Raw genomic sequence first — 25,118 nt, 5'->3', positions numbered from 1 at the left:
TTGCGCAAGATCGTCGTGGTTCTGAAGGGCTATCCGCGGCTGTCGGAAACCTTCATCGCGCAGGAGCTGCTCGGTCTGGAGCGTGCGGGGTTCGATCTGATACTCGTCGCGCTCCGGCGGCCGACCGACGCAAAACGCCACCCCGTGCATGACGAGATCAAAGCGCCCGTCCATTATCTGCCGGAATATCTGCATAAAGAGCCGCTGCGCGTGCTTCGCTCGCTGTTTGCTTATCTGCTGCGGCCGGGCTTCTGGCGCGCGCTCGGATCGCTGGCGGCCGATCTCCCCCGCGACTTTACGCGCAATCGCGTGCGCCGCTTCGGACAAGCGCTCGTGCTGGCGGCCGAATGGCCGGAAGACGCGGGCTGGCTGCATGCACATTTCGCGCACACGCCGGCATCGGTCACGCGCTATGCCAGCCAGCTTCGTGGCCTGCCCTGGAGCTGCTCGGCCCATGCCAAGGACATCTGGACTTCGGCGGACTGGGATCTGGCTGGCAAGCTTGCCTCGGCGCGCTGGACGGTCACTTGCACGAAAACCGGTTTCGACCGTCTGAAAACACTCGCTAACGGCAACTCGTCTGTGCATCTGAGCTATCATGGGCTCGACCTTGATCGCTTCGGCAGTTTCGGCGAGGCGCGAAAACAGCATGACGGCTCGGCGCCGGACGAACCGGTTATCGTTCTGAGTGTCGGGCGCGCCGTTGAAAAGAAAGGTTACGATACCTTGCTCGAGGCCCTTGCCCTCTTGCCAGGTGATTTGGCGTGGCGTTTCGAGCATATCGGCGGCGGCGAGGAACTGGAACGGCTCAAGGCGCTGGCGCAAAAGCTCGGACTGGATGGTCGCGTCTCTTGGAAAGGCGCGCTTGCGCAGGAGGAGGTGCTTGAGCACTACCGCTGCGCCGACATCTTCGCCCTGGCCTGCAGGATCACCGCAAATGGCGACCGGGACGGTCTGCCGAATGTTCTGGTGGAGGCGGCTAGCCAGCGGCTTGCCTGCGTGTCGACCGATATTTCCGGCGTGCCGGAGCTTTTATCGCCGGATGAAACCGGGCTGCTGGTTCCCACGGAAAACCCAATTGCGCTGGCACAGGCGCTGGAGCGCCTGATCCGTGATCCGGTGCTGCGTGCCAGCCTCGGCGACGCCGCTGAGCGGCGCGTGCGCGGCAATTTCGATCATATGGCAAGCATTGGACAGCTCAAGGAACTGTTCGAGCGGGAGTGGCGGGCCGCCGAATGAAGCGGCTGCGCGCTTTCTTCTATGTCCAGCACCTGCTCGGTATCGGCCATCTCGCGCGCGCCAGCCGCATTGCGGCGGCTCTGGTCGATGACGGATTTGACGTAACCGTCGTGACCGGCGGAGCGCCGATCGCGGGGTTTCCGGGACTGGGTGTAAAATCTGTAACCCTGCCACCTGTCACCTCCGGTGATGAAGGATTTTCCGGACTTGTCGACCTGCAGGGCAAACCCATCGACGATGATTTCAAGAAATGGCGTTCAGAGATGCTGCTGCAGGCATTCCGGGATTGCAGGCCTGATATCGTCATTGTCGAGGCGTTTCCATTTGGACGCCGGCAGATGCGTTTCGAACTCCTGCCGCTGATCGAGGCCATCGAAGCGACATCGCCCAGACCACTGCTGGCGACGTCCGTCCGGGATATCCTTCAGGAGCGCGTCAAGCCGGGTCGAAACGAGGAAACGGTCGATCTCGTCAACAGGCATTTCGACCTTGTTATGGTCCACGGCGATCCGGCTTTCGCAACCATCGACAAGACCTTTCCACTGGCTGGGGCGATCACGGCCGAGGTCACCTACACGGGGCTCGTTGCCGCGCCGCCATCGCCCGCGGCCTCCGAGCGCTTCGACGTTCTGGTGTCGGTTGGCGGCGGGGCTGCCGGAAAGAGCCTTGTCAACTCCACCATCGCAGCGGCGCGGAATGCCAACAACGGTTGGAAATGGTGCTTGATCACCGGCCCAAACCTGCCGAAAGGCGAGTTTGACGCGATCGCACGCGATGCCACGCCGGGCCTGTCCATCTTCCGGTTCCGCGAGGATTTCGCCAGCCTGCTGACCGGCGCCCGCCTGTCAGTCTCGCAGGCGGGTTACAACACGGTCTGCGATGTCCTGCGCGCGGGTTGTCGCTCCCTGCTCGTTCCATTTGCAGCCGGCGGGGAAACCGAACAGACGGTCCGCGCCCTGATGCTCGAAGAACTCGGTCTTGCAACGGTGCTGATGGAAAAGGACCTGACGCCTGAAGGTTTGGCGCAAGCGATCGAACAGGCGCTTGTCGGACCGACGCCATCCGCGCACCGTCTCGATCTGGAAGGCGCGCGTCGCTCGGCGCAAATCCTGCGCGAGCGGTATCGAACATGGTCCCCAAAAGTGGGGCCGGATTTCGGAAAAATTCATGATCAAAACAGACGATAGATCCTAACGCGCGTCGCGTCTGGCGAGATCCGTGCGACGCGCTTCAAGTTCTTGTTTTTATCCATGTCGTTGTCCCAAAACCGCTACGCACTTTTGGGTGAAATAAATTAGACAGTTCCAATCAGCATGAAGCGCGTATAATTTTTGGTCGGCAGTTCGCCGGAGAACCGCACCTCCCGTAGCGCCGCCATTGCTTCGAAGGCTGCAAGTGAAGCCACGCAGTTGATGTGCGTCGGCTCGCTGAAATAATCGTTCGATTGCAGCAGTACATTCGTGCCCCGCGGAAGCAGAGCAAGCCAGGCGCGCAGATCGGATATGTGTTCGCAGCTCGTATTGACAATCACGTCGGGCTGCCCGGCCGCATAGTCGAGTGCGTACATATCTGCCGTCAGAGCCTGGAACCGGTCGCCGGCTTCCCGGTTGAGGGTCCGGGCGACCGGCGCGACTTCGGGATCGATGTCGATGCTATCGACGGCCGCGATGTCGAAGCGGGCGTCGTTGAAAAGCATTGCCGGCAATACGCCGTACCATCCACCCAGTACCCATATGCGCCCGAACCGGCCGCCGCAGCTTTCGAACAGCCTGTCGAGCGCCCACATCTTGCAGGCGACCTGCTTGTGGTTGAAGGCGTTGGCGATATCGGCCTTCGGATGCTTGCTGATGACGCGCGCCAGCCCTGCCACGAGAGGGCAGTTGACATAGGCAGCAATCCCCCGCGTGAGGTCCAAGGCTTGCTGGTGCCAGTCCGTGCCGGCATTGCGTGGTTGCGTGACATCCATCATATTCGTCTTGTATGTTGGGATTTCGGGCGACACAACGCAATCTTGGCTCCTGCAACGCTGTTCGATTGGCGGACGTGATCATGCTGCAAGCCGCTTCGCCATTGGCCGGTGCCGGAGAGAGCCTGTTGCATCTGTCCGGACCGACGGCGTCCATCCGCCAGCACCAGCCGCGCAGCTGCGGCCTCGTGCTGTCAAAACCCTATGGGAGCCGCGAACCGCTTGGCTTCGAGCTTGTCGCTGCCGACGAAGAAATCGCCGATACGCCATTCGCCAGCAGATGCTTTTACATCCTGCATCGTTCCAACTGAAGGGTCCACAGTCGCATATGGAACCCAGCCTAGCCCGCTATATCTGGACGCACACCAAGAAGCAGCAGCTCTGGATATTGATGATCGTCGTGCTTTCGATGATCCCGTATTTCATGTCCTTCGACCTGCCGAAGCTGATCGTCAACGGCCCGATCCAAGGTAGCGGCTTCGAGCAACCGGGCACGACCCGGCCATTCATGAGGCTACACTATAACCTGCCGTTCATTGGAGAGGTCCAGTTCTTCTCCGGTTTTCAGCTCGATCGCAAGGAGACGCTGTTTGCCCTGAGCGTTGTGTTCCTCTTGCTGGTTATCATCAACGGCCTGTTCAAACTCTACATCAACACTTACAAGGGCCGCCTCGGCGAACGCATGCTGCGGCGTATCCGCTTCGATCTGGTCGATCGTGTGCTGCGGTTTCCGCCGGTTTACTTCAAGCGGGTGAAATCCGCCGAAGTGGCGACCATGGTGAAGGACGAGGTGGAGCCGATGGGCGGCTTCATCGGCGATGCCTTCCTGCAGCCGGTACTGCTCGGCGGCCAAGCGCTGACGGCCATGCTGTTTATCATGGTCCAGAACGTCTGGCTCGGAATGATAGCGGTCGTGATCGTGGTGATCCAGATCGTGCTCATCCCGCGAATGCGGCGGCGGCTGATCGTGCTCGGCCGCGAGCGGCAGTTGACGGCGCGCGCGCTTTCGGGCCGGGTTGGCGAAATCGTCGACGGCATCGGCACGGTTCACGTCCACGATACATCAAACTATGAGCGCGCCGACATAGCTGCCCGGCTCGGGCTCATCTTCAAGATACGCTTCGATCTTTACCAATGGAAATTCATGGTGAAGTTCCTCAACAATTTTCTCGCGCAGCTCACGCCCTTTCTGTTCTACATGATCGGCGGGTATCTGGTCATCCAGGGGCGGCTGGACGTCGGCCAGCTCGTGGCCGTGATCAGCGCCTACAAGGACCTGCCCGGACCGATGAAGGAACTGATCGACTGGGATCAGGCGCGGCAGGATGTCCAGGTCAAATATCAGCAGGTCGTTGAACAGTTCACCGTCGACAACATCATTGCGCCGAGAATCGGGGCATTGACGATCGACAATCCCGATCCGATGACCAACCCCTTGTCGGCGATTAGTCTGTCCATTGCAGACGATGGCGGTGCCATGCTCCTCGACCGTATCTCCCTCCAGGTCAAGCCGGGTGAGACGGTGGCGCTGGTCAGTACCGCAACAGGTGGAGCGGAGGCGCTTGCAGAAGCATTCGCGCGGCTGAACTGGCCGGACAGCGGAAGGGTCGCTTCGGGCGCCGACGACCTGCTTGAACTCCCTGAAGCAGTGACCGGCCGGCGCATGTCCTATGCCTCGTCGGATGTTTTCCTGTTCCAGGCAAGCCTTCGCGATAACCTGCTCTACGGGTTGAAGCATGCGCCGCTGACATCGGTGACTTATGACGGTGCTGCGGCAGACCAGCACCGCTGGAACGTGCACGAAGCGCGCCGGTCGGGCAATCCGGAGCTTGATATCCACAGCGACTGGGTCGACTATGCTTCCGCCGGCGCTGCCGGCCCGCACGACCTCTTTGAAGCCGTGCGCCGGGTGCTCGACGCAGTTGTTCTGTCGCGCGATATTCTGGACCTTGGCTTGCGCTCTTCGGCAGACCTCACGCGTCACACGGAGCTTGCCAAGCGGATCGTTGAGCTGCGCGCGGCGCTGCGAACCCGGCTGGAACACGAAGGGCTGAGCGGACTGGTGGTTCCTTTCGAACCGGGCGCCTACAACAAGGAAGCAACGATCGGCCAAAACCTGCTCTTCGGTGCCGCCGCCGGGCCCGAACTGGCCGACAGGGCTCTGGCCGCCAATCCCTACTTTGCTTCTGTGCTGAAACAAGCCGGCCTCGACCGCACGCTCTACGAAATGGGCATGGAGATCGCCAAACAGGCGATCGAGCTGTTTGCCGACCTGCCGCCCGATCACCAGTTCTTCCAGCAGCTCGCCTTCATGAGCGCCGAGGAGATACCCGCCTACGAAACCTTGCTGCAACGGCTCAAGAACCGTCCCCACGAGGCGGTTTCGGAGAACGACCGCGCCATGATCGTCACCTTGAGCTTCGCCTATATCGAGCCCCGGCACCGCTTCGGCCTGCTGAGCGACGAACTGATGAGCAAGATCGTCGCGGCACGCAACCGGTTCTATGAAAACCTGCCGCCCGAGCTGCAAAATGCGATCGAACGGTATGATCCTGCCAAATACATCGCCGCGGCCACCGTCATGGATAATGTCCTGTTCGGGCGTGTAGGCAACAACCATCCCGACGCGCCGGACCGCATACGCTCCATCGTCTATGACATTCTTGACGAACTGGGGCTTTATGCCGAACTTCTGGATGTCGGCCTGGACTTCAATGTCGGCTCCGGCGGCAGGCGGCTGACCGGTGGACAGCGACAGAAGCTCGATGTTGCCCGGGCCCTGCTCAAGCGTCCCGATTTTCTCATTCTCAACCGGCCGTTGTCGGCGCTCGACCAGCGCATGCAGGAAAAGGTGCTGCGAAACGTGCTCGAGGAAGCCAGGCGCGACGGCCATTCGCCGGCAATTGTGTGGGTGGTGACGAATCCGGCAATGGCGATGATGTTCGATCGCGTTGTCGTCTTCGACTCGGGTCAATTGGTGGAAGACGGAACACACGAGACACTTTTGGCAGCGAAGGGTATCTTCAAGGAACTGCTGTCATAATCTAGTCTGGCAAACGCGAGTTTTGGGAGGGTTTGCGACAATGCTGCTCAAGGATGAAGTTGGAATGCTGCAACGCATTCCCTTGTTTTCCGGCATCGAGTCGACAAAGCTCAAGCTGCTTGCGTTCACATCCGATCGCGTGAGCTACAGCGCCGGCCAGATCCTTTTCCGGCAGGGCGACGAGGGAGACGCTGCCTATGTCATCCTTTCAGGCAGGGCGGATATTCTGGTCGATTCCGACAGCGGACCGATAAAAGTTGCCGAACTGCTGCCAAATTCGATTGTTGGCGAGATCGCTATATTGTGCAACAGCTCTCGCACGGCCACCGTCAGAGCGGCAAGTCCGCTGGAAGCCTTGAGAATCCGCAAGGATCATTTCCTGAGGCTTATGAAGGAGTACCCGGAAATGACCATCGAGATATTGCGGGTTCTTGCCGATCGCCTAAGCCATACGACCGCGGATCTGATCGACGCACGAAGCGCCAAATAACGAATGAGGTGCGCTCAATCCTCGCTGTCGTGATGGCACCTCGGAAGGTCACCCGGAGAAACCTGTCTCGCCTAGCAGCAGTTGTTTGGCTACGATGGGCGGCGGGGACAGCGAAGGATAGCATGGACGACGACGTTTTCCTGGTCAGGTTTTGGGGTGTGCGCGGCAGCATTTCGGTATCGGGGCCAGAATTCTCTCGCTATGGCGGCAACACAATCTGCGTTGAGATGCGATGCGGCAAGCATACGCTTCTGTTCGACGCGGGCTCTGGCCTACGACCTGCCGGCGGGGCGCTTCGGGCGTCGGGCGTGACCGATTTCGACCTGCTTTTCACCCATTGCCATTACGATCACATCATCGGGCTGCCGTCTTTTACGCCGATCTATGACCGGAGCGTCAAGGTTACGCTTTGGTCCGGGCATCTTGCAGGACGCATGACGACCCGGCAGATGGTCGATGAGTTCATACGTCCACCGTGGTTTCCGGTGACACCGGAAGTCTGCAAGGCAAGCCTCGACTGCCGCGATTTCGTATCCGGAGACGTGCTTCGGCCGCGCGAAGGGGTTGTGATCCGAACCGGCAGTCTTATCCATCCGGGCGGCTGCATAGGCTACCGGGTCGAATGGGGCGGCCGCGTCGTGGCGGTGATCACAGACACTGAGCACGAGCCGGACAAACTCGATCAGGCGGTGCTCGGCCTGATCGAGGATGCCGATCTCGTCATTTACGATTGCACCTACACCGAGGAAGAAATGGAACGCCGCCGCGGTCGCGGGCACTCGACATGGCAACAGGGCGTCAAGCTCTGTGAGGCGGCCGGTGCGCGGGGGCTTGCGCTGTTTCACCACGATCCGACACGCACCGACGAGGAACTGGACGAGATCGAGAAACTGGCCAAAGACATGTTTGCCGGCGCTTTTGCCGCGCGGGATGGCCAAACGCTCAAATTTCCAGTCTCATTGCACAAAAAGCGCTGAGCTATTTTCCTCTGCCGGCGCCGCGCCCGATCAATGTCCTGATCGGAAGCCATGCGCAGGCCTCAGTATGTGCGGTGATTGTGAACAGCCGTTCGAGGAAAAGCCATGCCGATTCATCATGTACGAGATGGTGGGTGAGCAGGCCGACCGGTTCGCCGCCGTCGAATGCATGCTGCAATTGCGCGACGATAGCCTGAACCAACAGGCCATGATCGCGGCAGCCGCGCGTGCCATGCCAATCCACGATGTCGACATTGCTGTTGATGACCGCCAGTGAAGCCGGCTTCGGCGGCCCATAGACCGACAATGCCGCAAATCCTATCGATCCAAGGTCGGGCACCAAGCCGGCGTCGATCCTGTTCCAGGGCGGCACCAGCATCGGAACGGCACGTGCGCCGTGCAGGCCGGTTACGTGCGACAGCCCGCGAGCCAGATCATCGAGCACCGCCTCGCGTGGCCGATGTGCGCCGAGCTCCTGCTTTTTCTGGTCCTCGGGCGCATGATTTCGGTGCGCCCAGCCATGGATGGCGACCGTGGCATGCGGTTCCTCGTCAAGCCGGACGACAAGCTTCTCATCAGTCAGGGCCGGAATGACGGCCAGAGTGACCGGAACCGCGAATTCACCGGTGAGGTCGAGCAGCCGATCAAGCGCAGGCGTCGGATCCACGGCGTCATCGTCGCGCAGCCAGAACTCTGCCTTACGGTCCGCTCGTTGCCGGCGCGCCAGTTCTTCAACCAAGGGCTGCCAGATCTGATCGGATGTCATGAAACGGGGACCTTCGAAAGAAGTTCGGCCAGACGCGCCGCTGCAACACCGAGGGAGCGTTCTTCGAGGACGAAACGTCTGGCTTCTGCGGCCATGATGGTTCTTTCGTCGTTACGGGCCAGAAGCCTTTCAATGGCAGAAGCGAACGCCGCCACATCGCCCGGTGGGGTGAGAAACCCGGTCTGGCCATCCCGCACGACCTCCGGCACGCCGGCGATGTCCTGAGCCACCACCGGAAGGCCGGCGGCCTGTGCCTCAAGGTAGGCAACACCATAGGCCTCGCCGTAACCCGGCCAGACGTAAATTCCCCCACCGTAGAGGACATCCGGCACGGCGGCCGGCTCAATCGCGCCAAGCCATTCGATACGGTCGGCGGGTAAGCCGGCGAATTGCGCTTTGACCTCGTCACGGGCAGGCCCGTCCCCGACGACCGACATGGTCCAGGGCAGGTGGCCGATCGAACCGAGCGCTTGCGCCAGCATGCGATAGCTTTCGACTTTGTCGCCCGGGCGCATCATGGCGACGGTAACGAGGCGCGTCGGACAACCCCTTGCCGGAATTTCCCGGAATACCGATGTGTCGATGAAGGGCGAAAGCATGCCGAGAGCGGCGTCGGGAATCGCATCCGTCAGTCCCTGACGATCCCTTTGCGTGAAGCAGATGTTCAGCGCCGCCTGTTCGATGGCTCGCACCACCAACGCTTGCGTATCGGCCCACAAACCGGCGTTGCGCCGCCTCGAATAGGAGGCTTCCGCCGTCACATAGGGGACAGCGAAGGCCGACGCCAGCTCGGGCCCGATCAGGTCTGGCGCCTTGTAATAGGGATGATAGGAGAACCAGAGATCGGGCTTGCCGTCACGATCCCAAAGCCTGGTCAGCCGCGCGGCTTCCTCTCGGGCCTCGATCTTGAGCGCATCGAAACTTTTCGAGTCCGGTTCGCGTAGATAGAAGCGTAGTTCGGATGCTAGTTCGACGCTATGCCCTCCGTGCTCCATCGCCTTGATCAGCATCCGTGCCATCTGGCGGTCGCCGGAGGCAACGGGATGATTGGGTGACTTCAGCGGCGCGTAGAAGGCAATTCGCATTGCCGGACCCTATCATCGGAAAGCCTGCGCAAGTCAATTTCGAAGCATGATCGACTTCACCTTCAAGCAGTGGAATGTGCTATCTGATGCTCATGGAAACAGCTGCCGCGCCCGACCCGTTTGTCGCTTCTTTGCCGGTCTTCGCAAAGTTCGAAAGCGTTGCCGATATCGACAACTATCGGCCTCTCCCCGATGGCTGGGCGCTGGCCACCGCCGACATCGTAGGCTCGACCAAGGCGATCGAGGCTGGGCGCTATAAGATCGTCAATATGGCCGGCGCCAGCGTCATTTCGGCGCTGCTCAATGGGCTGGGTCGGCAAGATCTTCCTTTTGTCTTCGGCGGCGACGGCGCGCTCGTGGCGTTTCCCGGCTCGGCGCTGGAGATCGCACGCAACGCGCTGGCGGCTGTCCAGAGATGGGTGGCGGACGAACTGGACCTGACCTTGCGTGCCGCAATCGTGCCGATAAAGGATATAAGAGCGCAAGGCCTCGACGTTCGCGTGGCGAGGTTCCAGGCCTCCGAAGCGGTCTTCTATGCCATGTTCGCCGGCGGTGGCGGCAGTTGGGCGGAAGCCGAGATGAAAGCGGGGCGCTACCGCATCGATCCTGCACCGGCCGGCGCGCGGCCGGATCTGACCGGCCTCTCCTGCCGCTGGAACCCGATCGAAGCACGGCATGGCGACATCGTCTCGATCATAGCCGTACCGGGGGCGTCGCGCGACTTGCGCGGTTTTCAGTTTCTGGCTTCCGACATCATTGCCCTTGCCGGCAGGCAGGAACGCGATGGCCACCCGGTGCCGGTGAACGGGCCGGGCTACAGTCTTTTGCCCGCCGGTCTCGATTTCGAGGCGCGGGCCGTGGCGCCGGCAGGATGGCGGTGGCTTACGAAGCTGTGGATCGTGTTCCTGATGACGCTTACGGCTGTCACCGATAGATATGGCTGGACGATCGGCCGTTTCGATCCGAAGATCTACAAACGCGACGTGGCCAGCAATTCGGATTTCCGGAAGTTCGACGACGGCTTGAAGATGACCATCGACGTTGACGCGGATGTGTTGCAACGGATCGAGAACCGGCTGAAACAGGCGGAAGAGGCGGGCATCTGCAACTATGGCCTGCACCGCCAGAAATCGGCCCTGATGACATGCCTCGTCGCCTCGCCGCTGCAGCGCGATCACGTTCATTTCATCGATGGCGCCGCTGGCGGCTATGCGATGGCTGCGGCCAGCCTGAAGGCGAAGGTGCCGGTCTGATGACGGCTTGCGGAAATCGATCTTCCGCAATATGCCTCGGCCATGGTTCTTGGCACCAGGTGAGCCTCGCCACGGGAGCGGACAGCCTGTCCGATTGACGGGAAAGCAGATTTTTGGACGCCTCACTATCGACATATGACCGTCTTCTGAGCCTGATTTCGACACGCGCCGCGCAAGTCGGCGTGATCGGACTGGGCTATGTCGGGTTGCCGCTGGCGATTGCGATCGCACGCGCCGGCTTCCCGGTTTCCGGCTTCGACATCGAAGCCCAGAAGGTCGAGAGCCTGAACAACGGCCAATCCTACATTGAGGCGGTGACGTCGACAGCCCTTGCCGGCCAGGTGGCGAGCGGACGGTTCCGCGCCACTGCGGATTTTGCCGAACTGGGCGTCTGCGATGTCATCATCATCTGCGTACCGACACCGCTGACGAAACACCGTGAGCCGGACCTCTCCTTCATCAGGAACACGGCAGGCACCATCGCGAAGCATCTGCGTCTCGGCCAGCTGGTCGTGCTGGAATCAACCACTTATCCCGGCACCACCGACGACGTGATCAAGCCCATACTGGAAGAAACCGGCTTGCAGTCGAAGATAGACTTCTTCCTCGGCTTCTCGCCCGAACGCGAGGATCCCGGCAACCGCAGCTTTGAAGTCGCGACAATCCCCAAGGTCGTGGCAGGCGACGGCATTGAAGCGGCGACGCTCGTGCAGGCTTTCTACCAGGGCGTGGTCAAGACCGTCGTTCCGGTTTCCACCACAGCGACCGCCGAGGCGGTCAAGCTGACGGAAAACATCTTCCGCTCGGTCAACATAGCCCTCGTCAACGAGTTGAAGGTCGTGCTCGGTGCGATGGGCATCGACATCTGGGAGGTGATCGAGGCGGCAAAGACCAAGCCCTTCGGCTACATGCCTTTCTATCCTGGCCCCGGACTTGGCGGGCACTGCGTTCCGATCGATCCCTTCTACCTGACGTGGAAGGCGCGCGAATACGAACTGCCGACCCGCTTCATCGAGCTGGCGGCAGAGATCAACACGGCCATGCCGCGTCATGTGGTCGATGAACTGGCGAAGGCGCTGGACCGGCGCTGCGGCAAGGCGCTCAGCCGCTCGCGCATTCTCATCATCGGGCTCGCCTATAAGAAGAATGTGCCCGACATCCGCGAAAGCCCCTCATTGCGGCTCATTGAACTCATCGAGGAATGGGGCGGCAAGGCGGAATTCCACGATCCGCATGTTACCGAGATCCCGACCACTCGGGAGCATATGGCGATCAAGGGGCGTCGCTCGGTCGAATTGACCGAGGCGGCCTTGAAGGATTTCGATGCTGTCGTCGTTGCAACCGACCACGACGCGATCGACTATCAGGCGATCGCTGATCACGCTCTTCTGATCGTCGACACACGCAATGTTTTTGGCCGCCTCGGGCTAGCCCGAGAGACGGTGGTGAAGGCCTGACGGCGTCTGAGCCGGCGAATTTTTGTCCGATGTCAGGATCGGGATTGCACTCCGCCGGCAGCCTCGCCACATAGTGCCCCAGGAGATAGATGCAGTTACGCCTGCTCCTTGCCTGCAAGGACAGTCATTCGGGAAATTCTTCGCCGGCTTTTGCCGCCGAAGCCGGCTCCATTGACTTCGAGGGTCTTATGTTTGGCGTCGTTGGCGGACTGTGTTGTAGCGGATCAAAGGAGAATGGCTCGTCTTCGACGGGTCTGGAGATAGTATGAGCACAGCACAAGCAGAAATTTCCACCACTCTCATGGATAAGGTTGCCGATTGGCTGGCCCAATCGGCGCTGGCGGGCAACGACCTGGAAACATTGGTAAAAGGCTTTTGTGAACGGCTGGCTGCTGCCGGCCTGCCGCTGAAGCGGGTGCATTTGAGCTTTTCGATGCTTCATCCGCTTTATGACGCGCTTGGCTTCACCTGGTTTCGCGGCCAGGGCATGGAAGTGGAAGGCTTCCGCAATGAGGGCGGCGTGCCGTCTGACAGGTTCCTGACCAGCCCATACTACCATTTGCTCAGCAACAAGCTCGACCATCTGCGGCGCCGGTTCGATCCGTCGGTGCCGTCGGAGTTTCCTGTTTTCGATGAACTCAGGCTGATGGGCGTCACCGATTACATGGCTTTTGTCCATCCCTTCAGCGGCAATGCCAGTCAGGGCATGATGGGGTCTTGGGCCACCGACAGTGCTGCAGGCTTCAGCGACAGCATGATTTCGGCGCTGCTGCGCATCCAGAACCATCTCGCTATCGCAACCAAGATGGCGGTGCTCACCAAGCTCGCCGACAACATGATGACGACGTATCTCGGCGGCGACGCCGGCAGGCGCGTGCTGGACGGCCAGATCAAGCGCGGCGAGGGCGATACAATCCGGGCCGCACTGGTCATGGCCGATATGCGGGGGTCGTCAAGGCTTGCCGAAACCTCCGGCCGCGAAATCTATATCGATACGCTAAACCAGTTTTTCGACGCCGTTGCTGCACCGTTCAATCGCAAAGGCGGGCAGATCATGAGTTTCATAGGGGATGGCTTCATTGCCGTCTATCCTTGCGAAAGGCATCGCTCGCAGTCCGAGATCGCCTGCCAGGCTGCTCTTGCGGCAGCGCACAAGGCCACCGCGCGCATAATGGATCTCAATCTGCGCAGAAAGCAGCAGGGGTTGAATGACATAAACTTTGGTATCGGCCTGCATGTCGGCAATGTGATGTTCGGCAATGTCGGACTTACCGACCGGCTCACATTCTCTGTCTTCGGCTCGGCTGTAAACGAGGTCCAGCGCCTCCAGACCCTGACCAAGAAATATCCGCACAGCGTTCTCGCCAGCAAAGACTTCGCCAGCTATTGCGGCGCCAACAGCTGGCTTACGCTCGGCAACGAGGAACTGGCGGGCATCAAGCAGAAGCTGACGGTGCTTTCACCCGATCTGTCGGGCGCTCTCGCACTCGATGAAGACGGTGCGGTGGAGCCGATTCACGACCGAATATCGGACGCCGAGCAGGTCATGCTGCTTCATCGCGATGCCGCGCGGCTGTCGGCGGGCGACCCGAGGAAGCTCCAGTAACCGCCACGTTCTGATCCGAACGCCTTGGTATCCGCAAGCGAACTGGCGGCCGTTTCGAATCCAAGTTGCTCTAGGCTGGCAATGCGCTAGTCTCGCTTTCTGGGCCTGCCGCCCGGTAGGCTGCCAGAGTGGGGCTGGTGTGAGAATGAGTTCGGGTGTTGATCTGCTGCGGATCGAGGATGTTGGCATCTCTTTTGCCATTATCGGGGGACCGTTGCATGCCGTCAGGCGTGCAAATCTTCGCGTCCTGCCCGGCAAGGTTACCGCGCTTGTGGGCGAGTCCGGTTCCGGAAAATCGGTTCTCAGCCAGGCAGTGATGGGCATTTTGCCGAAGACGGCCCATGTTCGCGGCCGTATCCTGTTTTCCGATCCTGAAAAGCCCGGCACGATGCAGGATATCCTGCAGATGTCGCGTGACGGACCCGAAATCCGGGCGTTGAGAGGCAGCCGCATCGGCAAGATCTTTCAGGAGCCTATGACATCGCTGTCGCCGCTGCACACGATCGGCAACCAGGTCAGCGAATCCCTGCAGATTCATTCGCCCATGGCTCGGGCGGAGCGCAAGGCGCGGACCGAGGAAATGCTCGGCCTTGTCGGCTTTCCCAATCCCAAGCGCGCCTATGACATGTATCCCTTTGAACTTTCGGGAGGATTGCGTCAGCGCGCCATGATCGCCATGGCGCTTATCTGCCGGCCCGCCCTGTTGATCGCCGACGAGCCGACGACGGCGTTGGACGTCACCATCCAGGCGCAAATCCTGCAATTGCTGCGCGAGCTTCAGACCAAGCTGAACATGGCGATGCTGCTGATCACGCACGACCTCGGCGTGGTCGCCAATGTCGCCGACGAGGTGGTGGTCATCTACCATGGCGAGATCATGGAAGCGGGACCTGTCGAGGCGATATTCCGCCGGCCAGGTCACCCCTACCTGAAGGGCCTGATGGCAGCCGTTCCGCATTTCGACCTGAAACCTGGCGAAAGGCTAAAGGCGCTCCGCGAGGTGCCGGTGAATGTCGGGAACCTGCTCGGCAAGCAGACGGCGCCGGCATCGAAAGGGCCGGATGACATCCTGCTGTCGGTCAAGGATCTGGAAAAGACCTTCACCACCCGCAAGTCCGGATGGTTCGGCGGGGATCATCAAACCTCTGTTCGCGCCGTGGACGGCGTGAGCTTCGATATCAGGCGGGGTGAGTGCCTGGGTCTGGTCGGCGAAAGCGGCTCCGGCAAAACCACCGTCAGCAAGATCCTCATGCGGGCTGTCACCCCTAGCGGCGGCTCTGTGATCTTCAACGGCCGCGATGGACCGATCGACGTCTTGGGAGCCGAGGGACACGCCCTGCGCATGCTGCGTGCGAAAATCCAGATGGTCTTCCAGGATCCGGTTTCGTCGCTTTCACCTCGCATGACGGTGGAGAACATCTTGAGCGAGCCGCTGGAAATCCATCAACGTGGCAATGCCGCGTCCCGACTCGCCACGGTCAAGAGCCTGATGCAGGCGATCGGGCTCGATCCGCGCTTCATCAAGCGTTATCCGCACAGTTTCTCCGGCGGGCAGCGTCAGCGTATAGGCATCGCGCGCGCGTTGGCGCTGGGGCCTGAACTCCTGATCTGCGACGAGCCGGTTTCAGCGCTCGATGTCTCTGTCCAGGCGCAGATCCTGAACCTTCTGAAGGACCTGCAGAAGGAACTGGGCCTGACCTACCTGTTCATATCCCACAACCTGGCGGTGGTGGACTACATGGCAGACCGGATCGCGGTGATGTGCGGCGGGCGTATCGTCGAGCTTGCGCCGCGCGAAATTCTGCTTAGGAAACCGGTCCACCCCTACACGCGCTCACTGGTCGCCGCAGTACCTTTCCCCGATCTCGACAGGCCGATGGACTTCAAGACGCTGAACCTCAGCGGCGCTTCCGACACCAGCGCATGGGGACCGCAATTCCGCGACGAGGGCGACGAGGATATGCTGTCGCCGCTCGATCTTGGCGGCGGCCACCTCGTGCTGGCCCGACGTTCGGCAGATGTCAGCGAGCTACGCCATTGATCAGCCGGCGCACCGTCCTTGGCCTCATGGCTTCGGCATTTCTGCCGGGCACGTTGCACGCCGGCGATCTGGAGCCGGAATTTCTTCAACCGCAGCTGAAGGCCAGGGCGCTGCCGGCTCTCGCCGAACGCCTGCCCAAGAGCCCGCGCGCGGTGAATCTCGCTGCGATGGGCCGGCAGCCCGGCCAGTATGGCGGCACGCTGCGTACGATCATCGGCAGCCAGAAGGATATCCGGATGATGACGATCTATGGATATGCTCGCCTGGTCGGCTATGACGAAAAGCTCAACATGCAAGCCGACATTCTCGAAAGTTTCGATGTAGCGGATGATCGCGTCTTCACTTTCAAGATACGGGAAGGGCATAAATGGTCTGACGGTAGCCTGCTGACGCCGGAGGATTTTCGCTATTGCTGGGAAGATGTCTGGCTGAACGATGAACTTTCGCAAGGCGGGCTTGCCCCGACCCTGCTGGCGGACGGCAAGCCGCCGCGCTTCGAGATCGTCGATCCGTTGACGGTCCGCTATAGTTGGGATGCGCCCAATCCCGACTTCCTGCCCAAGCTCGCTGCTGCTTCGCCGCTATCGCTTGTTCTGCCAGCCGCCTATCTCAAGCAGTTCCACAAGAAATACCAGGATCCATTCCGGCTCGCCGGCCTAATGAAGGAGAACCGGGCCAAGAAATGGACGCTCCTGCATATCCGCATGTCGCGGCAGTATCGCCCGGAGAATCCTGAACTGCCGACGCTCGATCCCTGGCAGAACCGGACCAAGCCGCCGGCTGAGCAGTTCATCTTCGAGCGCAACCCGTTCTTTCATCGAATAGACGAGAATGGCCGGCAACTGCCCTATATTGACCGGATTGTCATGAATGTCAGCTCGTCGGCGATCATTTCCGCCAAGACCGGTGCAGGCGAGAGCGACCTGCAATGCATGGGAATTGACTTCACCGATTACTCCTTCCTGAAGGATGCGGAGAAGCGCTACCCGGTGAAGATGCATCTCTGGAAACGCACACAGGGTTCACGGCTGGCTCTGCTGCCCAATCTGAATTGTGCCGACCAGGTGTGGCGTGGCCTTTTTCGCGACGTGCGCGTGCGCCGCGCACTTTCGCTCGCTGTGGACAGGCGCGAGATCAATATGGCTGTGTTCTACGGATTGGCGCAGGAAAGTGCCGATACGGTCCTGCCGGAGAGCCCGCTCTACCGGCCGGAATTCGCGAAAGCCTGGGTCGCCCATGATCCCGACCAGGCCAATGCCCTGCTCGACGAGGTCGGGCTTCAGACGCGTGACGATGACGGCCTGCGGATACTTCCCGATGGACGCCCGGCGCAGATCATAGTGGAGACGGCCGGCGAGAGCACGCTGGAAACCGACGCGCTCGAACTCATCACCGATCACTGGCGCAAGATCGGCGTCGCCCTGTTCATCCGGACGTCGCAGCGCGACATCTTCCGCAGCCGTGCGGTTGGCGGCCAGATCATGATGTCGATGTGGTCGGGTATCGACAATGGCGTACCGACCGCCGACATGAACCCGAACCAGCTGGCCCCCACCATAGACGACCAGCTGCAATGGCCGCTCTGGGGTGCTCACTACTTGTCTCGTGGCAAGCTCGGTGAGGCGCCCGATCTCCCGCCTGTGGTCGAGTTGATGGCTTTGCTCAAGCGCTGGAACGCCTCGACCGAAGCCACGGAGCGCGCCGAAATCTGGAATTCGATGCTGTCGATCTACACCGATCAGGTGTTTTCGATCGGCACGGTGAACGGAACGCATCAGCCGGTTCTGGCGTCCTCGCGGCTGCGCAATCTGCCTGACAAGGCACTCTACGGCTACGACCCGACTGCCTATTTCGGCGTCTATATGCCGGATACATTCTGGCTTGGAGAGTCCTGAGCGTGCTTCGATATCTTGTCTGGCGCATCGCCGTGATGGTTCCAACGCTGCTGATCATTTCGGCGCTGGTGTTCACGATCATCGAACTTCCCCCAGGCGACTATTTCGACAGCTATGTTGCCGAGCTTCGGGCTCAGGGCGAAGCGGTGGATTCCGATCGCATCGAGATGATGCGCAAGGAATATGGTTTCGACAAGCCGCCGGTCGTTCGCTACTTCTACTGGGTCGGCGGGATGCTGCACGGCGATTTCGGCTATTCCTTCGAATATGAGCTGCCGGTTCGCGACGTCGTCGGGGACCGAATGTGGCTGACCGTTCTGGTTTCCTTCGTCACGATCATCTTCACCTGGCTCATCGCCTTTCCAATCGGCATGTACTCCGCAACGCATCAATACAGCTGGGGCGACTACGGCCTGACTTTCTTCGGCCTTCTCGGCCTTGCCATTCCGAACTTCATGCTGGCGCTGATCCTGATGTATTTCGCCAACATCTGGTTCGGCACGTCCATCGGCCATCTCATGGACCAGCAATATCTCGGCGAGGCGATGAGCTGGGCCAAGGCGAAGTCGATCCTCGCCCATCTCTGGATCCCGGTCTTGATCATCGGCACCGGGGGCACGGCAAGCATGATCCGGCGGCTGCGCGCCAATCTGCTCGATGAGCTACACAAGCAATATGTCGTGACCGCGCGCGCCAAGGGCCTTCATCCCTTCAAGGCGCTGGTCAAATATCCGATGCGCATGGCGCTCAATTTCTTCATTTCCGACATCGGCTCTATCCTGCCGGCCATCATCTCCGGCGCCGAAATCACGGCGATCGTGCTGTCTTTGGAAACGACCGGGCCGATGCTGATCAAGGCGCTGCAGAGCCAGGACATGTATCTGGCAGGGTCGTTCCTGATGTTCCTCGCCTTCCTGACGGTCATCGGCGTCCTGATTTCCGACCTGGCGCTGGCGCTGCTTGATCCACGAATTCGTTTGCAGGGCGGCAGCACCAAATGAACACGAATTCGCCGCTGCCCGCTCCGGGTGCTCCACTGCAACACTACGTTTCCAGCGCGCCCATTGACCTGCAGTCGGTCGAGGCGATGACGCCGGAGCAGTCGAAAGTCTATCAGGCGTCGCAATTGCGGCTGATGTGGTGGAAATTCCGGAAGCACCGGCTTGCCCTTGTATCCGGCATATTCCTGGCAGTGCTTTATTTCGGGATACTGATCTGCGAGTTCCTGGCGCCCTACAATCTGCACACGCGCAACATGGACTACATCTATTCGCCGCCGCAGCGGGTGCACCTGTTCCACAACGGCCAGTTCGTCGGGCCGTTCGTCTATGGCCGCCAGATGACGCTGGATATGGACACGCTCAAGCGGAACTACATCGAGAAACAGGATGATGTTCAGCGAATCCATTTCTTCTGCAAGGGCGACAGTTACCGGTTCTGGGGCCTGATCGAAGGTGACAGGCATTTTGTCTGCCCTGCCGAAAACGGCCAGCTCTTTCTGGCCGGCACTGACAGGTTGGGGCGCGATGTGCTCTCGCGCATCATCTATGGCGCACGCATTTCACTGACAATCGGCCTCGTCGGCATCAGTTTCAGCTTCTTGCTCGGCATTGTCATCGGCGGACTGGCCGGCTACCACGGCGGTATCTTCGACCTGATCGTTCAACGGATAATCGAAGTTCTGCAATCGATCCCCAGCATTCCGCTATGGCTGGCTCTGGCGGCTATCATGCCGATAACCTGGAGTCCGGCCCTGATCTATTTCGGCATCACCGTCATCCTCGGGCTGCTCGACTGGACCGGACTGGCGCGGGCCGTGCGTTCAAAGCTTCTGGCCTTGCGCGAGGAGGATTACGTTCTGGCCGCGCAATTGATGGGCGCCAGAAGCAGCCGCATCATCGGGCGGCACCTCATTCCCGGCTTCATGTCGCATCTGATCGCGACGGCGACGCTCTCCATACCCAGCATGATCCTGGGCGAGACGGCGCTGAGCTTCCTCGGGCTCGGCCTGAGGGCGCCGATAACCAGTTGGGGCATCCTGCTCACCGAGGCGCGCAGCGTCAACGTGATCGCGTTCTATCCATGGCTGCTCTTGCCGATGCTCCCCGTCATTCTCGTCATCATGGCGTTCAACTTCCTCGGCGACGGCTTGCGGGACGCCGCAGACCCCTACAAGTGAGATCGCTATTCCGCCACCCGCCGTGCCGCCGACTCCACCCGGTATGATTTGTCGGCAGCCTGTTCGGTTATTGCAATGTTCATTGTTCGCCTCTATCTGCGGGACTGGTTCAGGACGTCCAACCGCATATGACTCGCCTCGACAGTTTCATCCGCAGGATGACCGCACAGCGCGACATTCTCGATCATGTCTGCACCGAGGTGGCGAAGATGGAGGGGCCCGTGGTCGAACTCGGCCTCGGCAATGGCCGGACGTTCCACCATCTGCGCGAGCGCCTGCCCGGACGCCGGATCGTGGCCTTCGACCGCGCACTTGCCGCACACGCCAGCTCAATTCCCGAAGCTGAAAACCTCGTGCTCGGCGAAATACGCGAGACGGCGAGCAGGTTCATTGGCATCGATGCCGCTCTTGTTCATGCCGACATCGGCACCGGCTATGAAGATCGCGATGCAGTGACCTCTACCTGGCTTCCCGATCTGATTGCGCGCCTGCTTCGCGTCGGCGGCATCGCGGTCAGCGGCACGCCGCTCGACCACCCGCAGTTGCAACGCCTCCCGCCGCCGCCTTCGGTGCCCGCCGATCGTTATTTTATCTGTAGGCGCGTGTGAGGGGCCGAGACGACCCAAATCTTCAGGGGCCAAATCTTCAGGGGCCAAGTCTTCACGGGATCGTATAGACTGCTATCTCCCGCTCAATGCCGCGTAGCGAGACCTCGTGGGGCACGGGCGTCAGCGCGTTCCTGTGCAACAGATCGGCGGCGAGCTTGTCGTCGACCACCGCACGGGTGGCGAAGATCGCCTGTGCGGTGGCAAGGTTCTGGACCCGCGAAGCAATGTTGACCGTCTGGCCGAAATAGTCCTGTCGCTCGTTCATGGATACGGCGATGCAGGGGCCTGCGTGGACTCCGATCTTGAGCAGCAGATCCTCGCGCCCGCTCTTGTCGTTGAGCGCACGCATGGCATCGCGCATCCTGAGAGCCGCCGCAATCGCTCGATCAGGCGTCGCGAAGGTCGCCATCACCGCATCCCCGATCGTCTTCACCACCGCGCCTGCCTCCGCCGCGACGATCTCGTGCAGAACCTGGAAATGCTCGCGCACGAGATCGAAGGCCGAAAGGTCGCCCACCCGCTCGTAAAGCGCGGTCGATCCGCGCAGGTCGGTGAACAAGAAGGTCAGGCTGGTGATCTTCAGGCGCTGGTTGATGTCGAGCGTGTCCGTGCGATAGAGATTGCGGAACGTCTGGTTGGTGAGCAGGCGCTTGGCGGTCAGGAAGGGCCGGCGTTTGCCCAGCAAATCATGCAATGCCTGACCGGCGATGAAGACCGTCGGCAGCACGCGGGTATCGGTCCTGTTTTCCAGCGAAATGCGTATCGGGCCCGGTTGCATCTCCAGCGTCTGGCTCTGGACATGGTCGCGGTCGAAGACCAAAGAGAGGCTTCGGCGTTCCTTTGTTGGTTCGCCCTTCCCATCGATGAACTGTGCTGAATGGGTGACCGGCTCGAAGACGATGATGAATTCGGACGGAAGCTGTATGAGCAGAACCGCCTTTTCACCGGGCGCAAGCTCGATATCCTCCATCGAGAACGCTTCCATCTTTTTGGCGAAATCCTCTTCCGGCAGATCGACGCCGGACCCCCAGTAGATCTGGCGGAAATATTCCACCAACGGCAGTTCGTGTGGATTGTGGGCGGCAATCCTGCGCACGCGGGGACTGACGGTGAATGTCACCTCGACCATCTCGTCGAGGGTCGGCGAATAGCCCTCGGAGCACAGCGCGCAGGTGTATTCGTCCTTCTGCAGGGTTTTCAGCGTGGCGTTGGTGTCGAGCACGCCGCCACAGCCGGGGCACAGAACATTCCAGGAAATGTCGAAGATGCCCACCCGCGCCGCGTGGAGAAAGGCGCCTATGGTGCGTTCCTCGTCGAGGCCATGCTTGCTGGCGAAGGCTGGCGCATTGATGCGGCAAAGTTCGCGGTCCTGGCCTTCCGCGATGGTTCGCTTGATCGCGTCGATTGCCTGTGGATCGACATCGCTCGATTGCCGCAGAAGCGAGAACAGATCCTGAGCTTCGTTCATCGTGCAGGCTCCGGAAAATGCGCCCCCGGGGCGTTGACCGGACCGGTCTTTGGTCCGAGTGCTCGATCTTACTTCGAAACGGACCGTACGGCCATTCGAATAGATAAGCCTGGGGACAGTTCAATTTCCATTCGGCGGCAACCGGCACTATGATCGTCCATGGGGCATTCATCTTTGGGGCTTTCTCCCATGCCGGCATCCGACAACCCGCCATTTCCGGCGGTCCTGCGCCTTTTCTCTGTGGTGGTCATCATCGTCCTGATCGTAGGCGCCGGCCTGTTTTTCGCGCCTGTGCTGGTCAAGCCGGGCTGGCCTTGGGCCGTCACGCCGTTCAATGCCCGCTTCCTCGGCGGCTTCTACACCGCCGAAATGGTCGTGATGGCGGCGCTGCTGGTCTGGAATCGCTGGTCGCCCGGCAGGCTCGTGCTGGTCATGGCCTTCATCTTTACCGTCATCGTGTCGGTGGCTTCGTTCATCAATCTCGGCTATTTCAACTTCGGGCGCAAAGCGCCCTGGCTCTGGTTTTTGGTCTATCTTGCTTCGGTCGCGGTATCCGGGCTGTTCCTGTGGCGGGCCAGGGCCCGTCCTTCTGCAAAAGGCGTGACCTTAAACCCCGCATGGCGCGGCTACATGCCGGTGGAATCGGCGATCCTTGGGCTCTATGGCGTCGGCCTGCTGCTGTTTCCCCTGACATTCGGCAGCATCTGGCCATGGCCGGTCGACGCCTTCCACGCTCAGGTCTACAGCGCCATCTTCCTCGCCGGTGCGGGCGGCATATATCTCGTCTGGAGAAGCGCGCCGCGCGAGGAACTGCTGGTGCTCGGCTTGGCGCAGTTTCTGGTTGGCCTGCTTGCCATCCTTGGCCTCGTCATCACCGACGCTGCGGTGCACCGGATCGACTGGACGGCGACCGGGACATTGTGCTGGCTCGCCCTTTTCGGCTGGATCGGCATCAGCGGCGTCTTCAAACTCTACGCCGCCTCCCGGTATTTTAGCTCGCAATCGGCATCATAGGTTGCAGAGACGGCTGGATTTTCAGGAGACGTCCGGTGCATCGTGCCGGGCCGATTGCCTTCGCCGGGAACGCCATGACCAGCACGACCTCGCCATCCTCCGAGAAAATCCAGCCGCAGCTCCGGTCCGTCCGGCCAAGCGATGCGGAGGCGCTTTGCACCATCTTCAACATGCCGGGCTTCCGCTGGGGCACGCTCAGGATGCCCTTCGAGCGGGTAGAGCAGGTGGAGCGGCGCATCGCCAAGTCCGGCCAGGAAACCACCTGGATCGTTGCCGAGTTGGACGGCAGGGTCGTCGGCCATGGCAGCCTGGTCGTGCAGGGTTCGCCGCGCCGTTCGCATATCGGCGAGATCAATATCGGCCTTGACGATGCCTTTGTCGGCAAGGGCATCGGCTCTGCCATACTTGGCGCGCTGCTTGACGTGGCCGACAACTGGCGCGCCCTGAAGCGGGTCGAATTGACCGTCTATGCCGACAACGAACCGGCCGTCCGTCTCTACACAAGCCACGGTTTCGAGGTCGAAGGCCGGCATGTGAAGGCCGGCTTTACCGACGGGCAGTACCACGACCTCCTGAGCATGGCCCGGCTGCGGTTCTGAGGTCTCCCTTGGCGTTTACACCGCAAGCGGCTAGACGGGACCAATGACCGCCGTCTTTGATCCAACCCCTACGCCTCCGGCGGAAATTCTGGCTGTACTGTCACTGCTCTGCCCGGAAGTCGTGCGTGACATCGAGCGGAACTGGAATGCACCGGTTTCCGATTACGCCCGCCATCTGTGGCGGCCGGTGGCAAGGCCTGCATCGGACCCGGCGATCGCCAGCCGCTCGATCCTGCGCGAAGTCCTGCATCAGCGCCTTGCTGTGATCATGCAGCCCGAAGAGATCGGCAAGGCCCTCGAAGAGTTCGAGCACAGACCGGTGATTCAGTCGGGCCTGCACTGCCTGCTTCTTATGGACCGGATCACCTTCGATGCCGTCCTGCTTGCCTGGCTCGGCGCGGTCGAAAACGGGCTGTCGGCCTTCTTCGGCTTCATGGGAACGACGATGACCATGGAGACAATTGGCCGGGAGGGGCCGGGATGGCTCGATGTCGGCGACGACAAGGTCAACCTGTTTGGCATGGGGCGCCACAAACTGTGCCGCAAAAGCGCCTGCGTGGCCGGTCCCGTCTCCCTCAACAAGCGCGCGCTCGAAGCGGTGGGCGATGAAACGGATGCCAGCCGCTGGCTGGGCACCCTGCTTGCCAGCCAGGACAAGGTGTTTGGAACCGCCGCCGATGCGCTGACAGCCCTCAACCAGGATCTGGTCGCCGATTGGGATCGCTCCGGCATGGCCCTGCCGGTTTTCATCGATGATCGGCTCGCCGCGGCTGCCGTGGCGCGGCATCTAGAAGATGACGGCAGTCTTCTTTCCAGGCTGCTCATTGTGCCCGCAAGGCGCCAGCGTCTCGAACGTGCCTTGCAAGAGGCCGCATCGAGCCCGTTTGGCAGGTTCCTGCCCAATACCACGGCCTATTTCTGGGGCATCCGCGAGGAGCGCGTGCGCAAGCTCGTCCTCGAGAACGGGCACCTGATCGAGACTGACAGGCCGCATGGTCTTTCCATCCCGTTCGAGCGGCCGCATCTCAGGCAGGCGCTGCTGGACGGCGTGCTGCTGCCGAACCTGTTCCTGATGTTCCTCGTCCTTGCCATATTGCCACGCGTGCGGGTTGTGGGCGGCCTGAGACAGATTGGCTATGTAGCGCTTTTCCACTCGATCCTGCTGGCTGCGCTGGACGAAAACGCGCCGGAAGAGCGCGATCTGGCTGCCGAATTGCAGGTTCGGGAAAATGCCTGGGGCATGCGAGTCATCGATGAAAAGATCTCGGTCCGCGAGCAGCTTGCCGGCCTGCCGGAAGGGGCGCTCTTCCCGGACCTGCTCCGGCAATACCGATTGCGGACCTTTGCTGAGACGACCGACGACCTGAAACTGGTTCGCGAAAACGCCCGATGGCGCAAGATCGGCCAGGCAGGGATCAAGGCGCCCTGACAT

At 60.9% G+C, this 25,118-nt stretch carries 21 protein-coding genes; 17 read left to right on the top strand and 4 right to left on the bottom strand.

The features are described 5' to 3' along the window. Positions 1 to 1,239: a glycosyltransferase gene (locus ACFSOZ_RS02045; protein ID WP_379092982.1), complete on the top strand. Its 1,239-nt coding sequence runs from the start codon at positions 1 to 3 to the stop codon at positions 1,237 to 1,239. Continuing rightward, on the top strand, positions 1,236 to 2,426 hold the full coding sequence (locus ACFSOZ_RS02040; RefSeq protein WP_379092979.1) for a glycosyltransferase family protein: 1,191 nt from the start codon (positions 1,236 to 1,238) through the stop codon (positions 2,424 to 2,426). The genes ACFSOZ_RS02045 and ACFSOZ_RS02040 overlap by 4 nt, the downstream gene beginning before the upstream one ends. A gap of 107 nt (positions 2,427 to 2,533) precedes the next feature. Here the strand turns inward: ACFSOZ_RS02040 and ACFSOZ_RS02035 are convergent, their stop codons facing one another. Continuing rightward, a complete protein-coding gene (locus ACFSOZ_RS02035) occupies positions 2,534 to 3,205 on the bottom strand; it encodes a methyltransferase domain-containing protein (protein ID WP_379093837.1) in 672 nt (223 codons plus the stop codon). Positions 3,206 to 3,288: 83 nt separating this feature from the next. Here ACFSOZ_RS02035 and ACFSOZ_RS02030 point away from each other — a divergent pair, with 83 nt between their 5' ends. The 4 genes from ACFSOZ_RS02030 to ACFSOZ_RS02015 all read left to right on the top strand — a co-directional run bounded on the left by ACFSOZ_RS02030 (position 3,289) and on the right by ACFSOZ_RS02015 (position 7,715). Next, positions 3,289 to 3,516 carry a hypothetical protein gene (locus tag ACFSOZ_RS02030; protein WP_379092976.1) on the top strand — a complete coding sequence of 76 codons (228 nt, stop codon included), beginning with the start codon at positions 3,289 to 3,291 and terminating at the stop codon, positions 3,514 to 3,516. A gap of 17 nt (positions 3,517 to 3,533) precedes the next feature. After that, a complete protein-coding gene (locus tag ACFSOZ_RS02025) occupies positions 3,534 to 6,248 on the top strand; it encodes an ABC transporter transmembrane domain-containing protein (protein ID WP_379092973.1) in 2,715 nt (904 codons plus the stop codon). A gap of 40 nt (positions 6,249 to 6,288) precedes the next feature. Beyond that, complete coding sequence (locus ACFSOZ_RS02020) at positions 6,289 to 6,738, top strand: cyclic nucleotide-binding domain-containing protein (RefSeq protein ID WP_379092970.1); 450 nt, start codon at positions 6,289 to 6,291, stop codon at positions 6,736 to 6,738. Positions 6,739 to 6,860: 122 nt separating this feature from the next. After that, positions 6,861 to 7,715: an MBL fold metallo-hydrolase gene (locus ACFSOZ_RS02015; protein ID WP_379093834.1), complete on the top strand. Its 855-nt coding sequence runs from the start codon at positions 6,861 to 6,863 to the stop codon at positions 7,713 to 7,715. A 1-nt stretch (position 7,716) separates the two neighbouring features. Here the strand turns inward: ACFSOZ_RS02015 and ACFSOZ_RS02010 are convergent, their stop codons facing one another. Together ACFSOZ_RS02010 and ACFSOZ_RS02005 are read right to left on the bottom strand one after the other, a co-directional pair. Next, the gene (locus ACFSOZ_RS02010; RefSeq protein WP_379092967.1) at positions 7,717 to 8,481 is read right to left on the bottom strand and encodes a polysaccharide deacetylase family protein; all 765 of its coding nucleotides are present in this window, start codon (positions 8,479 to 8,481) and stop codon (positions 7,717 to 7,719) included. Next, positions 8,478 to 9,566, bottom strand: coding sequence for a glycosyltransferase family 4 protein (locus tag ACFSOZ_RS02005; RefSeq protein WP_379092964.1), 1,089 nt, complete (start codon positions 9,564 to 9,566; stop codon positions 8,478 to 8,480). The genes ACFSOZ_RS02010 and ACFSOZ_RS02005 overlap by 4 nt, the downstream gene beginning before the upstream one ends. Before the next feature lie 74 nt (positions 9,567 to 9,640). Between ACFSOZ_RS02005 and ACFSOZ_RS02000 the strand changes: the two genes are divergently transcribed. From ACFSOZ_RS02000 to ACFSOZ_RS01965, 8 genes are all read left to right on the top strand, one after another. Then, the gene (locus ACFSOZ_RS02000; RefSeq protein ID WP_379092961.1) at positions 9,641 to 10,819 is read left to right on the top strand and encodes a DUF3095 domain-containing protein; all 1,179 of its coding nucleotides are present in this window, start codon (positions 9,641 to 9,643) and stop codon (positions 10,817 to 10,819) included. A 113-nt stretch (positions 10,820 to 10,932) separates the two neighbouring features. Continuing rightward, a complete protein-coding gene (locus tag ACFSOZ_RS01995; RefSeq protein ID WP_379092958.1) occupies positions 10,933 to 12,276 on the top strand; it encodes a nucleotide sugar dehydrogenase in 1,344 nt (447 codons plus the stop codon). Positions 12,277 to 12,541: 265 nt separating this feature from the next. After that, positions 12,542 to 13,882, top strand: coding sequence for an adenylate/guanylate cyclase domain-containing protein (locus ACFSOZ_RS01990; protein ID WP_379092955.1), 1,341 nt, complete (start codon positions 12,542 to 12,544; stop codon positions 13,880 to 13,882). Between the two features lie 145 nt (positions 13,883 to 14,027). Next, positions 14,028 to 15,923, top strand: a complete 1,896-nt coding sequence (locus tag ACFSOZ_RS01985) for an ABC transporter ATP-binding protein (protein WP_379092952.1) — start codon at positions 14,028 to 14,030, stop codon at positions 15,921 to 15,923. After that, on the top strand, positions 15,920 to 17,818 hold the full coding sequence (locus ACFSOZ_RS01980; RefSeq protein ID WP_379092949.1) for an ABC transporter substrate-binding protein: 1,899 nt from the start codon (positions 15,920 to 15,922) through the stop codon (positions 17,816 to 17,818). Before ACFSOZ_RS01985 ends, ACFSOZ_RS01980 begins: the two co-directional genes overlap by 4 nt. A 2-nt stretch (positions 17,819 to 17,820) precedes the next feature. Continuing rightward, positions 17,821 to 18,819 carry an ABC transporter permease gene (locus ACFSOZ_RS01975; RefSeq protein WP_379092946.1) on the top strand — a complete coding sequence of 333 codons (999 nt, stop codon included), beginning with the start codon at positions 17,821 to 17,823 and terminating at the stop codon, positions 18,817 to 18,819. Beyond that, positions 18,816 to 19,997 carry an ABC transporter permease gene (locus ACFSOZ_RS01970; RefSeq protein ID WP_379092943.1) on the top strand — a complete coding sequence of 394 codons (1,182 nt, stop codon included), beginning with the start codon at positions 18,816 to 18,818 and terminating at the stop codon, positions 19,995 to 19,997. Before ACFSOZ_RS01975 ends, ACFSOZ_RS01970 begins: the two co-directional genes overlap by 4 nt. 128 nt (positions 19,998 to 20,125) lie before the next feature. Then, positions 20,126 to 20,605, top strand: coding sequence for a class I SAM-dependent methyltransferase (locus ACFSOZ_RS01965; RefSeq protein WP_379092940.1), 480 nt, complete (start codon positions 20,126 to 20,128; stop codon positions 20,603 to 20,605). 52 nt (positions 20,606 to 20,657) lie between these two features. On the opposite strand, the gene ACFSOZ_RS01960 is transcribed toward ACFSOZ_RS01965, so the two are convergent. Continuing rightward, a complete protein-coding gene (locus ACFSOZ_RS01960; RefSeq protein ID WP_379092937.1) occupies positions 20,658 to 22,073 on the bottom strand; it encodes an adenylate/guanylate cyclase domain-containing protein in 1,416 nt (471 codons plus the stop codon). 189 nt (positions 22,074 to 22,262) lie between these two features. On the opposite strand from ACFSOZ_RS01960, the gene ACFSOZ_RS01955 reads away from it, so the two are divergent. Genes ACFSOZ_RS01955 through ACFSOZ_RS01945 form a run of 3 tightly spaced genes read left to right on the top strand, consistent with a single transcriptional unit; the run spans position 22,263 to position 25,115 of the window. After that, a complete protein-coding gene (locus tag ACFSOZ_RS01955; protein WP_379092934.1) occupies positions 22,263 to 23,087 on the top strand; it encodes a hypothetical protein in 825 nt (274 codons plus the stop codon). A gap of 35 nt (positions 23,088 to 23,122) precedes the next feature. Beyond that, positions 23,123 to 23,686: a GNAT family N-acetyltransferase gene (locus tag ACFSOZ_RS01950; protein WP_379092931.1), complete on the top strand. Its 564-nt coding sequence runs from the start codon at positions 23,123 to 23,125 to the stop codon at positions 23,684 to 23,686. Positions 23,687 to 23,729: 43 nt separating this feature from the next. Continuing rightward, positions 23,730 to 25,115, top strand: coding sequence for a hypothetical protein (locus ACFSOZ_RS01945; RefSeq protein WP_379092928.1), 1,386 nt, complete (start codon positions 23,730 to 23,732; stop codon positions 25,113 to 25,115). Positions 25,116 to 25,118 lie beyond the last annotated feature (3 nt).

Origin of the sequence: Mesorhizobium newzealandense, assembly GCF_042682145.1 — a bacterium.
In the GTDB taxonomy this organism is placed as follows: Bacteria; Pseudomonadota; Alphaproteobacteria; order Rhizobiales; family Rhizobiaceae; genus Mesorhizobium; species Mesorhizobium newzealandense.
Note: the sequence above shows the minus strand (reverse complement) of the source record. Positions and strands in the feature narration are given on the sequence as shown.

Bases quoted from the DNA above. Each gene is read 5' to 3' on its own strand.
- ACFSOZ_RS02040 (WP_379092979.1), top strand. From the start codon at position 1,236: ATGAAGCGGCTGCGCGCTTTCTTCTATGTCCAGCACCTGCTCGGTATC.
- ACFSOZ_RS02035 (WP_379093837.1), bottom strand. From the start codon at position 3,205: ATGGATGTCACGCAACCACGCAATGCCGGCACGGACTGGCACCAGCAA.
- ACFSOZ_RS02030 (WP_379092976.1), top strand. From the start codon at position 3,289: ATGCTGCAAGCCGCTTCGCCATTGGCCGGTGCCGGAGAGAGCCTGTTG.
- ACFSOZ_RS02025 (WP_379092973.1), top strand. From the start codon at position 3,534: ATGGAACCCAGCCTAGCCCGCTATATCTGGACGCACACCAAGAAGCAG.
- ACFSOZ_RS02020 (WP_379092970.1), top strand. From the start codon at position 6,289: ATGCTGCTCAAGGATGAAGTTGGAATGCTGCAACGCATTCCCTTGTTT.
- ACFSOZ_RS02015 (WP_379093834.1), top strand. From the start codon at position 6,861: ATGGACGACGACGTTTTCCTGGTCAGGTTTTGGGGTGTGCGCGGCAGC.
- ACFSOZ_RS02010 (WP_379092967.1), bottom strand. From the start codon at position 8,481: ATGACATCCGATCAGATCTGGCAGCCCTTGGTTGAAGAACTGGCGCGC.
- ACFSOZ_RS02005 (WP_379092964.1), bottom strand. From the start codon at position 9,566: ATGCGAATTGCCTTCTACGCGCCGCTGAAGTCACCCAATCATCCCGTT.
- ACFSOZ_RS02000 (WP_379092961.1), top strand. From the start codon at position 9,641: ATGTGCTATCTGATGCTCATGGAAACAGCTGCCGCGCCCGACCCGTTT.
- ACFSOZ_RS01990 (WP_379092955.1), top strand. From the start codon at position 12,542: ATGAGCACAGCACAAGCAGAAATTTCCACCACTCTCATGGATAAGGTT.
- ACFSOZ_RS01985 (WP_379092952.1), top strand. From the start codon at position 14,028: ATGAGTTCGGGTGTTGATCTGCTGCGGATCGAGGATGTTGGCATCTCT.
- ACFSOZ_RS01970 (WP_379092943.1), top strand. From the start codon at position 18,816: ATGAACACGAATTCGCCGCTGCCCGCTCCGGGTGCTCCACTGCAACAC.
- ACFSOZ_RS01965 (WP_379092940.1), top strand. From the start codon at position 20,126: ATGACTCGCCTCGACAGTTTCATCCGCAGGATGACCGCACAGCGCGAC.
- ACFSOZ_RS01960 (WP_379092937.1), bottom strand. From the start codon at position 22,073: ATGAACGAAGCTCAGGATCTGTTCTCGCTTCTGCGGCAATCGAGCGAT.
- ACFSOZ_RS01955 (WP_379092934.1), top strand. From the start codon at position 22,263: ATGCCGGCATCCGACAACCCGCCATTTCCGGCGGTCCTGCGCCTTTTC.
- ACFSOZ_RS01945 (WP_379092928.1), top strand. From the start codon at position 23,730: ATGACCGCCGTCTTTGATCCAACCCCTACGCCTCCGGCGGAAATTCTG.